This window comes from Micromonospora sp. NPDC047467 (assembly GCF_040643095.1).
Classification (GTDB): Bacteria; Actinomycetota; Actinomycetes; order Mycobacteriales; family Micromonosporaceae; genus Micromonospora.
The window spans coordinates 163,232-175,746 of record NZ_JBEYTO010000001.1; the positions used below are offsets into that span (position 1 = coordinate 163,232).

9 protein-coding genes are annotated in these 12,515 nt (G+C 68.5%); 5 read left to right on the forward strand and 4 right to left on the reverse strand.

Features of this window, described 5'->3' with window-relative positions; translation table 11 throughout:
- Positions 1-449 precede the first annotated feature (449 nt).
- Complete coding sequence (locus ABZ780_RS00695; protein WP_357482753.1) at positions 450-2,606, reverse strand: hypothetical protein; 2,157 nt, start codon at positions 2,604-2,606, stop codon at positions 450-452.
- A 573-nt stretch (positions 2,607-3,179) separates the two neighbouring features.
- On the opposite strand from ABZ780_RS00695, the gene ABZ780_RS00700 reads away from it, so the two are divergent.
- Positions 3,180-3,719, forward strand: coding sequence for a transposase (locus ABZ780_RS00700; protein WP_357482756.1), 540 nt, complete (start codon positions 3,180-3,182; stop codon positions 3,717-3,719).
- On the opposite strand, the gene ABZ780_RS00705 is transcribed toward ABZ780_RS00700, so the two are convergent.
- A complete protein-coding gene (locus ABZ780_RS00705) occupies positions 3,628-5,340 on the reverse strand; it encodes a carboxylesterase family protein (RefSeq protein WP_357482759.1) in 1,713 nt (570 codons plus the stop codon). The genes ABZ780_RS00700 and ABZ780_RS00705 overlap by 92 nt on opposite strands.
- 1,130 nt (positions 5,341-6,470) lie before the next feature.
- On the opposite strand from ABZ780_RS00705, the gene ABZ780_RS00710 reads away from it, so the two are divergent.
- Entirely contained in the window at positions 6,471-7,454 is a 984-nt protein-coding gene (locus ABZ780_RS00710) for a hypothetical protein (protein ID WP_357482762.1), read from the forward strand.
- Entirely contained in the window at positions 7,363-7,725 is a 363-nt protein-coding gene (locus tag ABZ780_RS00715; RefSeq protein ID WP_357002680.1) for an EamA family transporter, read from the forward strand. Before ABZ780_RS00710 ends, ABZ780_RS00715 begins: the two co-directional genes overlap by 92 nt.
- A gap of 41 nt (positions 7,726-7,766) precedes the next feature.
- Here the strand turns inward: ABZ780_RS00715 and ABZ780_RS00720 are convergent, their stop codons facing one another.
- Complete coding sequence (locus ABZ780_RS00720; protein ID WP_356998688.1) at positions 7,767-8,594, reverse strand: helix-turn-helix transcriptional regulator; 828 nt, start codon at positions 8,592-8,594, stop codon at positions 7,767-7,769.
- A gap of 132 nt (positions 8,595-8,726) precedes the next feature.
- Here ABZ780_RS00720 and ABZ780_RS00725 point away from each other — a divergent pair, with 132 nt between their 5' ends.
- Both ABZ780_RS00725 and ABZ780_RS00730 read left to right on the forward strand, forming a co-directional pair.
- Positions 8,727-9,455: an Atu4866 domain-containing protein gene (locus ABZ780_RS00725; RefSeq protein ID WP_357482764.1), complete on the forward strand. Its 729-nt coding sequence runs from the start codon at positions 8,727-8,729 to the stop codon at positions 9,453-9,455.
- Positions 9,456-9,481: 26 nt separating this feature from the next.
- Complete coding sequence (locus ABZ780_RS00730; RefSeq protein ID WP_356998694.1) at positions 9,482-10,819, forward strand: amidohydrolase family protein; 1,338 nt, start codon at positions 9,482-9,484, stop codon at positions 10,817-10,819.
- Between the two features lie 347 nt (positions 10,820-11,166).
- Here the strand turns inward: ABZ780_RS00730 and ABZ780_RS00735 are convergent, their stop codons facing one another.
- Complete coding sequence (locus ABZ780_RS00735; protein WP_356998696.1) at positions 11,167-12,234, reverse strand: glycoside hydrolase domain-containing protein; 1,068 nt, start codon at positions 12,232-12,234, stop codon at positions 11,167-11,169.
- Between the last annotated feature and the right edge of the window lie 281 nt (positions 12,235-12,515).

Consider the following 12,515-nt stretch of genomic DNA (forward strand, 5'->3'; position numbering starts at 1 on the left):
GCTGTGTACGCGCTTCAAGGGGGCTTGTCCACCAACCAGTCATCGAACTCGAACGGCTTAACGTCATCTACAGCAGCACTCATCCAGTGAAGGAGGTGATCGGCGACGAGATGACCGCCGGCCTGCGGCCCGCTGGCCCGCCTCTGCGCGATGCCCGAGCTGCGGCCGTACTCCCGGGTGTTGAACCCTCTCGTAGTTTCGGGGAACTTCCTGTGCGTGCTCGTTGCCGTGCCACTCGAATCTCGGGTTCGCACCGCCGCCGCGGCCCGACGCACCCGGGATCGAGGCGCCCACGGAGCACCGGCGGGCTCATTACGACAACGTCGGACGCCGCCTCGTGCGACGTCGTCCGCTCGATCGGTGACCGGCACTGCGCGGCTCCTTCGGTCCCCGCAGGCCGGTGGAACCACACTCCGAAGCGCCTGAGGTTCGGCGACGGCTACACCATCTCAGCCGATTTGAAGCCGCTCGGACAGCTCGCAGACCGCCGCCTCGTATCGGTCGTCCGTCACGCACGGCTGATGACCGCACATCGGGGGCCACACAGTGTCACGGCCTTGGGCATCGAGATCCTGCGGATCCCGAAGCCGGCGGTCCACCTCGGACTGCTGCCGCAGCGCGTCGTCACCCCCGCGTCCGGACGTGAAGATCCAACTGCCGATGGGATCGGTGTCACGCCACAAGTTCACCCAGCGCCAGCCCAACCGGCGGCCGGCCTCACTCAGCACATCCCTGCCCACGTACGCCGGGAACAGCGTGCTGTAGAAGCGTCTCAGCGGGGAGCCGTGCGTTAGTAGGGCAACCCTGGAGAGCACGGACGGATCCAGTTGCAGGACGCTCGCCAGAGCGAGTACCGACCCATGGCTGTGCGCCGCCACCAACACGTACCTCCCTTGCCGGACCAGCATGCTGATACGGCAGGCGAGTTCGGGCACGGCGCGCTCGGCGTAACACGGTGGGGCGAAGGGGTGAGCGGCACGCGGCCAGAACATCCCGAGGTCCCATAGCATACCGATGTAGCGATGAAAAGTGGTCGTACGGTCGGCGAACAGCCCTCCGAAGAACAAACCGACGAACAGCAACGCCATCAGGTAGCTCCCCAACTGAGTGCCCGCACTGACGAAATCGGACGGCAGGCTGACCAGGCCCTCCACGGCGACGCTCGGCTGCATCTCGTCCAGGGCCAGAGCTGTGAAACCCAGGCTCAGCGCGACGAGGCAGCAGTAGGTCACTCCGAGCGGACACAGTCGCTCCGTGAATTGCGCCCGGGCGATTGCGTCGCGCACTTGTGCCCGCCGTCGGGCCGTCCTCGCATCTGCCTCAGGAAAGTCGCGCGCGACGATGCCGTCCGCTGTCCGCCGTCGGTGCCTCCGCGTGAACAGCACCATCACCGCACCCGCGACCACTGCGCCAATGACCGACACGAAGAAGCCGAACATCGTCCACTTGTATGGCAGAACAGGGCTGGTGGGCAGCACGTCGGGGGTAGGCAGGTCGCGGTCGAGGTAGTCCGATACGCGGTAGTTGAATTCGGTGGCGAAGCTGATGGCCAGTCCCACCGCCAGACACGCGAACAGCGGCGGACCGACCCAGCGCAGCCTCCTAAGGCTGCCCTCCCGACCAACCAGTGCAGCGATCCCGAGCAGCGCGAGCAGGACGCCCTGCGTCCCGAAGAGCAGGACGACCGCGACGTCGTGGCCGGGCAGTCCGTTTTCGGCGGGCCACTCGCTGCGGTCGAACGCGACCCGCCCGATGACGGCGATCGTCACCACCACGGCAGTCGACCGCAGAGCATGGACCACCCCATCGACCACCGGGGTGCCGGCTACGGCGTCGATTACGGAAGGTACGCACAGCAGTACGACAATGGCGACAAGGATGAGCACGGCGCAGAACGTGAGCAGGACGTTGAGGAGGCTCGGTCCACGCGCAGCCCACAACGCCGCAATTAGACTGAGATCGAGCACAGCGAGACCGGCCGCCACATGGATGGAGCGAAGTCGCGCCACTCCCGGCGTGGCGTTATGTGTCCCGATCGCGCCCAGTGCCGTGTCGGCCGGCTCACCCGTAGGTGGGATGAAGTTGTCGTACCAGTGACCGCACCGGGAGCCCACCAGCCACAACACCCAGATCGCGGCGACGGGTACCAGCGCTAGCAGTGCAATGCGCAATCCGATCGGTTGACCGCCGAGCCAGGACAGCCAGGTCCGGCCCCCGAGGCAACTACCGAGGGACATGCACTTGCAGGCGAGCAGGTCCAACGCCACGCCGACGAAAGACAAGACGTACAGGGCCGTGAGGCTCAGGCCGACAAGCCTGCAGCCTACCCAGACCACACCGCCGCTGACCTTCGCCCTCGGCCGCATCCATGCCGCCGCGTTGCATGCCATGAACGGCAACAGCAACACCAGCGACAGCGTCCTCGCAGCGGCTCCGCTCCGTAGTTCGCTCCACCGGTATGTCTCCAACACCACGCCGCAGGCGCCTCGGGAGTCGCCATAGCCTCTGCGGGGCCGGTAGAAGCCGCCCTTGCTATCGCCGGCGACCCGCTGCACGTGCGGCCGATCCAGGATGTCATCCGCGCCGGCACCCATCACGCCGTGCACCCGCAACTCAACGACGTCACCCGGCGGGTGGCACCCACCCCGTGCACGGCACGGCGATGATTCCGGCATTCCTACCTCGCAGGCTGGGGACAGACCTCGGAGCGAAGCGCTGGCCAGCCGCGTATACCCGAACGGGCCCATTACAGACGGGACTGCGTAGGTTTCCGTGTTGACCTGGGTGTGGTCCGTTGGACAGGACGTTGATCCTGCCCGGGAAGGACCGCGCCGCCCGTAAGCGCTTGTTGTAACGGCGGTTCGAAGCCCGCTGGCTGCGGTTTGTCCCCGGGCATCTGCCCGGGGCGTTTCCGTACCTGCCCGGGCAGTCCGGTTACAACAAGCGGTTGCGGGCGGCGGTGCCGCTGCTCAAGCGAGCGATCAGCGTGGTCGCGGCGGACACCGACCTGTGGACCGACGCCACCTGGGTGCTCGACTCGACGCCGGTCGAGCGTGGCCGGTCCCGACCGACCGTGAAACGCTCGGACCTGGCCGGGTGGGCCGGCTACGGCTACTGCGCCTCGCACTCGCGGTTCTTCTGGGGGACTGCGGCTGCATCTGATCTGCACCCCGGCCGGCTTGCCGATCACCTGGGCCCTCGCGACACCGAAGGTCGACGAACGTCAGGTCCTGATGGCTGTCCTTGACCACGACACCGACCTCATAGCCGAGCGTCCAGGCCTGCTGATCGTCGCGGACAAGGGATACGTGTCCGCGGAGTTGGACCGGTGGTTGGCAGAGCGTGGGGTGCGTTTGCTCAGACCGTCGTACCGCAACCGGGCCCCACGCCCGGCCGAGCACCTGCTGAAACCTGTTCGACAGCTCATCGAGTCCGTCAACGACACGTTGAAGGGCCAACTCGACCTCGAACCGCACGGCGGGACGCAGCATCGAAGGCGTCGCGGCACGCGTCGCGCAACGCCTCCTCGCGATGACCGCCGCGATCTGGCACAGCCGGACCACCGGCCAACCCCTGACCAGGTCCCTGATCGCCTACGACCACTGACCCGACTTCGGACTTACTCGTCTAGGGGATTGGCCCGTCGTAGTCCATCCAGAAGTCGACGGCGTCGGGGCGTGGGCGGGGTGCCATCCCGCTGCCGCCAGCGAACTCCATGACGTGGTCGGGCGCTTGCTCGACCGTCGGCCAGGGCGGCAGGCCTGGTGCGTTGGGGTCGCCGGTGCGGACAAAGTTGACCCAGTACGCGCTCATCTGGTCGCGGAGCCGGTAGTCGGCCTCCGTGTAGTCGGCGGCGCTGTCGGCGCCGAGGTTGTCGTATGCGTACGCGACCTCGGCGCCGTGGTAGGCGCCGTACTTCTCAAGCCCCTTCTCGGGAGGGATGTGTGAGAAGAAGTAGAGGTAGGCGTCCGACTCACCCGTCTGCGTCTGCAGTTGAGCCCAGCGCCGCATGGCTCGGGTCATGATCTTGTCGGTTTGGGCCCGTATGAGCGACTCGAGAACCTGGTCCGTTGTCTCCCCTGGATACAGATCGAGGAACCGATCCGCATCCTCACCGTATGTCTCGCGTGCGGACGACCGGTACTCGTCGACGTCCGTGTCCGGTGGGCTGGCCAGCGCGAGCGAGGCCTCGTCCGCGTTGCTGCCGACCAGGGTCGGCACGTCCAGTTGCTCCCCGGACGCGTAGGTCTCCGCCGGCGATCGCTCGAGTACGTGGCCGTCGACGGAGGGCTGCCAGTGCGCATCGAGCGCGCCCGCCGCGTCCAGGACGCGCTCGACGGGCATTCCGCGCATCTCCTCGATGGTCGCCCCTCCCAGTTGCTCGCTCAGGCGGCGGCCGGCATCCTCTGCCGCCTCGCGTGTGTCAGTCTGGTCGCCGCGCTCGGTGTTCCCCGTGGTGCCCATGCACGCTCCGCTGCCGGCGATGATGCCGTCCATGAGGTCTTCGGCGAGCGGTGTCGCACCTAGGATGCAGACGCTCTCGCCCCCGGCGGATTCGCCCGCGATCGTGACCTGGCCGGGGTCGCCGCCGAATGCCGCGATGTTGTCGCGCACCCACGCTAGGGCGGCGATCTGGTCGAGGATCCCGTAGTTGCCCGACGCGTCGTGCGCGGACTCGGCGGACAGTTCGGGATGGGAGAGGAAGCCGAGTACCCCCAGCCGGTAGTTGACGGTGACGGTGATCACCTGGCCCCGGGAGGCGAGCGCCTCGCCATCGTAGAGGGGGAGGGCGCCGGAGCCGGTCGCGAAGCCGCCGCCGGGGATGTAGACGAGCACGGGAAGGTCCTCCGAGGCGGGTGTCGTGCTCCGCCAGATGTTGAGGGAGAGACTGTCCTCGCTCACGGGATACGGATTGAGGAGCGTGCCTTCCAGGGGCACCTGCACGATCTGCGAGAGCGCCCGCGTGACGAACGTGGAGGTGCCCTGAACCGGAACGGCGGAGAACCGGTCTGCGGTGAACACGCCCTCGCGCGGCTTCAGCGGCTCAGGCGCACGCCAACGCAGATCCCCCACCGGAGCCTGCGCATACGGGATACCCGCGAAGACCTCGACTGTGCGCTCGTCGTTGTAGACGCCGGCGATCGGCCCCTGCTGCGTCTGCACCGGCCCGGACGGCGAGCGGTCCTCGCCGCCTGCGATGCGGGTCTGCGGCGGTGGATAGGCGACCACCGCCGCCCCGAAAACGAGCGTCCCGGCGAGCAGCCACGCACCTATCTGGAGCAGCGCGTGCCCTCGGGCCCACGAGCGCACGGTCGCACCGAGCACCACGAGCAGCCCCACGACAAGTACCCAACCCCACCACGGACTCCGGTTGAGCCACGCGAGCACGAACGCGATAGCCGTCAGCGGGAACAGGGGGATCCAGGGGCGGAGGGACCTCGCAAACCGTCGGCGCCCACCAACCCTGGCACCCTCCTGGACGGCACCGATTGGGCGCTTTTGCTGCTCGCTTCCCACTCTTCACTCCTGTTGCTGAATTCAGAACCGACACATGTTCGCGCGAAGCGCTTCACTGGCGGGCACACAGTGACGCGTCGCCTATCAGCGGACACCCTGCCCCCGGAACAGGGTCAAGCGCGGCGTCGCAGCATTCGACAGCGGGGGATTCACGAACGGCGCAGCGTTCGTCCGACGGTGCGCGATGGTCATCGGCGGGGTTCCCAGTCGTCGTAGGGGAGGTTCAGCCGGTCGACTTCGATGACAGGTGTAATGGACATGTACCCATGACAGCGCGGGCGCCGCCGACCCGTCAGTGGCGCCATGTCACGACCTCGTGTGACGTGGTGTCACTGGTTGTGGCCCGTAGCCGCCGGATACCCGACTTCGGCCCCGGCGAACGCGTGCTCTTGGCCTACCACCAGGGGAAGCTCTCCCGTGACGACGCGGTGCGGTATGGCCTGGGCGCGGTGCGTTCGCCCCGGTCGGTGCCGGTGCACCTTCGACCGGCCGGGGCCATTCACGACCCGCGGCGACATCTGACGTACCTACCGATCCCTGCGGGCAGTGCCCTGACCAGGCCCCTCAGGCTGGTGGCCTCTTCGGCGAAGCCGAAGAGGTCTCACCACCACAGCTGGACGTACGTGAGCTTCAGAGTTGCGCTGAGTGTCATCGGCGGTGGGGCAATGGATCGTGTCGTCCCTCGGACACAATTTAGTACATGATCCACTTGGGTTTGCCTGAGCGACCAGGCCCGTCCGTCCGTTCACGGCTGAGACACTGCCGGACGTCGTCTTCAGCGTTCCCTTGACTTCTGAGCGGATCGGCGTGCCTGATGCGGGGGCCGGCGGCGAGCAACGACAGTCAACGATGAGGGCTGACCGCTGGTGTTGTCGCCGGACGAGCATGCACCGGGCCTCGTTGCCTTGACGAGGCCGATCTCTGCCCTTCTGCCCGACGGATAGCATCGCGCGATGCAACCGACCTACGTAACTTTCGCCCAGAAACCGGCGTCGACCGCGAACGCCGTCCTGAGCATCAACCGCGGCACCGAGGCCGGGGGACATCTCAAGCTGGACGCCGACGGCTCCGTGGAGATGACGTTCGATGTTCCGGCAGCGGACGCCAACGGGGAAGCCACCCTGGGGATCGTGGCGCTGGTGTCGAAGCTGGGCAGTGCCGTCGGGTTCGCGCCGTTCGACATCACCGTCAACGATCGGTGCCTGGTGCACGGCTGGCACATCCCGGGAGGGGGAGACCTCTTTCAGCACATGGACTTCGCCGTACCCGCCGGCCGGCTGCGACCGGGTGCGAACAAGCTCCGACTGGCCAGTGCCGTTGACGCCCGCAGCATGCTCTGGCTCAACCGGATCACCATCGACGCGGTGTTCGACCGGGGCCGGTCCGCGCGGGCCATGGACCAGCGCGAGGCCGAGGAACCGGTGCTCCGGTACTCGACCCGCATACTGCAGGCCATGGGCGGCGCGTGGCAGCCCGGCCCGACGGTCATCGCGTACGTGGACCGCGGCGAGCAGAGCCTGCTCGCAGACCTCGCCTGGGCAGACGCTTCCGGCGCGGAGTACGCGGTCACCTTCACCGCCGAACTGGACGGCTTCTACGGCTGGTGCCGGCCGGCTGGTGCGGAGTCGCCGCACGAGTTGCGCGGCTCGCTGACCGGGCGGTGGCGGGCCGATCACCCCGACGCCGGCATGGCGAAACACCGGTACCACACGGAGGAGGGATGGGGCGGCGGCTGGTACCGCTCGAACGGGATCACCTTCGCGATCGGTGCCGACTCGTTGCCATTGGCCAGGGCGAGCTGGCGGGACAAGCGCGGCAACACCGGGACGGTCGCGTTCACCGGCCCTGGCGACGCATTCGTCGGCACCTACCAGCGGGTGCGCGAGGGCGCCATCGGCTACCGCGGCCGCTCGCCCGCACCGACCAAGGGCGAATAGCGTCGTCGCCACCGGAGCCACCTTCCACCTCACCTACCGGGAGATCGCCGCCGAGGGCGCCACCAACACGGCGACCGTCGGCTATCTGCTGCCGGTGGTCTCGGTGGCGTTGGGGGTCATCGTGCTCGACGAGGCCTTCGGCCTCCGGATCGCCATCGGAATGGTGGTCGTGCTCGTCGGGGTCGGTCTGACCCGCCTACACAGCCGGGCACCGGCACCGACAGACGTGATCCGTCGCCTTCCGCGACAAGAACAGGACGTACGCCAGTGACCCCACCCAGATGGAGTTCGCCGGCGACCTGACGGAAGGCCTCACATGGGCCAGTTGCTGGCGGCCAGCGTGCCCAGCAGCCGAAGCGCCTCAGCGCTTCGGCTGCGCGGCTCCGCGCGGTACACGATCAACTGCTGGCCGGCTGCGCCCCGCACGTCGAACGTGTGATACGACAGCGTCAGTTCGCCCACCGCGCCGTGCCGGAACCTCTTCGTCTCGTGCGTCTTGCCCTGCACGTCGTTGCGCGCCCACAGCCGGCGGAACTCCGGGCTGGCCGCACCCGCCTCCTGGACCAGCTCCCGCACCCGCCGGTCGTGCGGGTCATGACCGAGGGCCAGGCGCAGGTTCGCCACGCACGCCTCGGCGGCTCGCTGCCAGTCGACGAAGAACGTGCCGCCAGCCTGGTCCAGGAAGGTCATCCGGACGATGTTGTCCGCCTCGGCGAAGTCCGCGTAGAACGCATCCGCCAGCGCGTTGCGGGCCAGCAGGTCGAGCCGCCGGTCGATGACCACCGCCGGAGTGTCCGGCCAGGCGTCGAGCAGTTCCCGCAGGCTCTGCTCGACCCGGGGCCGGGCGGGACCCGGCGCACTGCCGGGCGATATGTCCGCCAACCGGAAGAGATGGTCGCGGGCGTCCGGTCCGAGGTCCAGCGCCCGGGCCACAGCGTCCAGCACCGAAGCTGACGGGTTGCGCTCCCGTCCCTGCTCCAGACGGGTGTAGTAGTCGACGCTCACCCCGGCCAGCACCGCGACCTCCTCGCGGCGCAGCCCCGCGACCCGCCGGACGCCGCTGGACACGAGGCCGACGTCGCCCGGCGTGAGCCGGGCACGCCGAGCGGTGAGGAACGTCCCGAGCGCGGTGGTTGGCATGCCACCAACGGTAACCAGGCTGGCTTCGACCAGGCAGGGTGCGCCGCACCCCGGTTACGCCCGGTCTGGTTGCCGGCCCCGATACGTCCGACGGTGGGAGGACCAAACCCCAACCCCTTTCGGAGGTACGTCGTGAGCATCCCGATGCTCGACGAGGCGGTGCTGGCGAGGATCACCGCGAATACCGGTGACCGGCGTCGCCCACTGATGTTCGTCAACGCCACCATCCACACGCTCGACCCGGCGATTGGTGACCTTTCTGCCGCCGACCTGCTGCTCGGCGGCGAGGTGATCGTCGGAGTCGGGCCGGGCCTGCACACCGCCGCCGAGGACGACGGCGCGATCGTCGTCGACTGCACCGGACTGACCATCGTGCCGGCGGTCATCGACGGTGCCGCCGTTGCCGGCCTGCGCGCCAGCCCCGCCAACCGGGTCGGCGCGCTCACGCCCGGTAACCCTGCCACCTTCGCCGTGGTCGCCGACCGGACCTCGGGCGCGTCCGCCCTGGAGATGATCGTCTGGCGTCCAGAACAGGCAGCCGCGATCGTCGTCGACGGTGAGATCGCGCTTGTCAATGGCCGCCGGCTCACGCCCGCCCCGATCGAGCCCGAAGTCCGCCCGCGGTCGGAGCAGAGCCCGTACCTCGGCATGTGGATCGACGAGAGCGGCTTCGTGCACCAGGAACTCACCGCCGGCGGCCGGTACGACGAGACACGGGGTGGACGGCCACACGCGTACCAGGGGTCGTTCTGGATCGACGGCGACCGGATCGTCTACCACGACGACCTGGGCTTCTGGGCGTACGGCCTGTTCACCGACGGCGTGCTGCACCACGCCGGATATGTGTTCCACCGACAGTGACCACACGTAGCGAAGGAGACACCACAATGCTGTTGTTCACCGGCGGCACGGTCGTCACGATGGACCCGCGAATCGGCGACCTGGAGCGAGGTGACGTGCTGGTAAGCGGGGACCGGATCGCCGCGGTCGGCCCCGACCTTCGGTCGCACCCGGAAGCGGCGGGCGCCACCGTGATCAACACCGCCGGTCGGATCGTCAGCCCCGGATTCGTCGACACCCACCGGCACGCCTGGCAGGCGCAGTTGCGCCGCAGCATCCCCGACGTGACCGACCTGGGGGAGTACGTGATGTCGACGCTGGCCAGGGTCGCGCCCGCATACACGCCGCACGACATGTACGTGGGCACCCGCCTCGCCGCTCTCACCGCCCTCGATGCCGGCATCACCACGATGCTGGACTTCTCGCACAACTCCCGCACGGCGGCGCATTCGGACGCGGCGATCCAGGCGCTGGTCGACACCGGCATCCGGGGCGTGCACGCATCGATGGGGCCACACTTCGGCGACTGGGACCGCCAGTGGCCCGGCGACCTGGAACGCCTGCGTGGGGCGTACCACGGGGTGAACGACGGCCTGGTGACGCTGCGCCTCGCAGCGCTGGCCACCGATGAGATCGCCGGCCCGGCACTGGCCTACGGGCCGGAACTGGCGGCCGTCGCCCGCGATCTCGGCCTCGGTGTCAGCATCGACGCGGTGTTCGGCGCGCCGTCCTCCGCGGCGATCCTGCGCTGGGCTGCCGACGGCCTGCTCGACCCGGGCCTGACCCTCATCCACGCCACCGGCCTCACTCCGGACGCGTGGCGGGCGATGGGCGACGCCGGCGTCACCGTGTCGCTGGCGCCGACCTCCGACGCGCAGATCGGTCTGGAGACGGCGGTGCCCGCGATCGAGGAGGCGCTGGCCGCCGGTATCCGGCCCGGGCTCAGCATCGACGTGGAGGTCGCACTGGCCAGCGACATGTTCACCCAGATGCGAGCACTGCACGCGATCCAGCGCATGCGTGCGGTAAACGCCGCCTACGGCACGGACACCGTGCCGTACCGGATCACCACCCGCGACGTGCTGGACTTCGCCACGCTGCAGGGGGCCCGTACCAACGGACTCGGCGACGTGACCGGCTCCCTCACCCCGGGCAAGCAGGCGGACCTGCTGGTGGTCAGGGCCGATGACATCAACACGATGCCGCTCAACGACGCGGTCGGCACCCTGGTGCTCGGGGCGGACCCCCGCAACATCGAGACCGTCGTGGTGGCCGGACGGATTCGCAAGGCGGACGGGCGCCTGGTCGGCGTGGACCTGGACGAACTGCGCCGGGAGGTGACCGCGTCCCGCGACGCGATCCTGGAGGCCGTCGCCTCGGAGTGATCCGCGACTCGCGGCGGACGCGCCCGGCCGGGGAACGACCGACGCCGCGGGCCGGGCCACCACCCGACCCGCGGCGCGCGCGGAGTCGGCCGCCGTTGACGCCCAGACGCTCGGCGTGGCGAAAGAACACTTCTAGTCGCCGGGGACGATCACGATGTCGCCGTGAATGCGCCGCGATAGCGCCTGGGCCGACCGTTGGCGCAACGGCTGGGCAACTACGGAAGGAGCCGCACTGTGAACGCGCAGGTCCGTCTCGACATCGTCACCCCGACACCGGATCACCGGCAGACCGCGCACCATCGCCGGCAGACGGCCCGGAATCTAGGGGCACCGACCAGTGAGCGAGCTCAGACCCGGGTGATCCGCACCGCGTCGGCGACGACCAATCCAGTGCCACTGGTCCAGCGGCTCACACCGACCTTGTTGCCCGTGCCCGCAGCCAGGGTGAATACGCCGATCGAGACCCACCGACCGCCGTTGATCCGCTGGTTGACGGACACGGACCTACTTCCGGTGGTGGTCGCCACGAGATAGGGCGTCTGGTTGTTGTAGCCGGCGTCGGCGGGGTACCATACCGAGATCTCGTAGCTTCCGGTCGTTGGGATGGTCGACCGGTACCAGGCGACGTCGCTGAACGTCACTGGACTGGTGAACCGGTAGTCGGTGCCGAACCGTTGGGCGGAGTAGGCCGACGTGCCCCAGTCGCCGCCCGCCGTGAACCCTCCCGAGGTGCTGTTGTCGATGGTCGCGGCCCACTGCTGCGGCGGGGTCTGGGTGACTGCCACGTCGAGGTAGTTGCGGTCGATGTTCATCGTCACGCCACCCCACGTCTCGGTGACATTGCCCGCGTACTGGTGCAGGCGCTGGTGGTTCGCGTAGTGACCATCGGCGCAGTAACTTCCGGCGTCCGTGTCAGCCACGCCGTTCCACCAGGCGATCCAGATCTGGTCGAGTCGCGTGTAGTTCGGGTTGTCGTACGCGTCGCAGACGTCCTTGATGCCGGAGTTGCCGCTGGAGTACATGCCGGCGAGGTACCCGCGTACGTGCAGTTGCTCGATCCAGCCGGACAGGAACGACAGCACGGCAGCCCGGCACGACGTGTTCGACGGGTACTGCTCGATGTCGTTGTAGATGGTGCTCGCACTGCCGATGCCCAGTGCCTGGGCGGCAGTCGCGGCGCTGTTCGCCGCGGCGACGCCCTGTGACCGGGCGGTTGTGGGATCGGCGGACATTTTCGGCGCGCGGGTACCGCACGGCGCCTGGTACCCCAGTTCGATGGGGAGTAGCCGCCATCCGTTACTGGTCTGGTTGGCAACCCAGGTCGCGGTGAGGTTGGGCTGGGCGCAGGAGCGGCTGTCCCCGCTGATGTAGATGCCGATCGCGCGGTAGGGCGAGCTGGTTCGCCACGCGTCCATCGCGGCCTGTGACGGGGCGGTGCAGGTGTCGAATCCTCGGCCGGTGAAGGTACCGGGTTGCGGGCCGGCGGCCGACAACGTCACAGCGGTCGGCGCTTGCGCGAGCGTCGCGGCTCCAGCAATCGGGGCGTTCGGCGCTACGAGTCCCGCGGCAACGGTGAGACCCACCAACCACCCGGCAATGGTTCTCATCGTCGCCACCTCCTGAAGAAGAAAACCTAGCTGGGATACGGGCTGCACGAAGGATTTCTACCACGGATCGATGGGTGGCAATAGAGTGG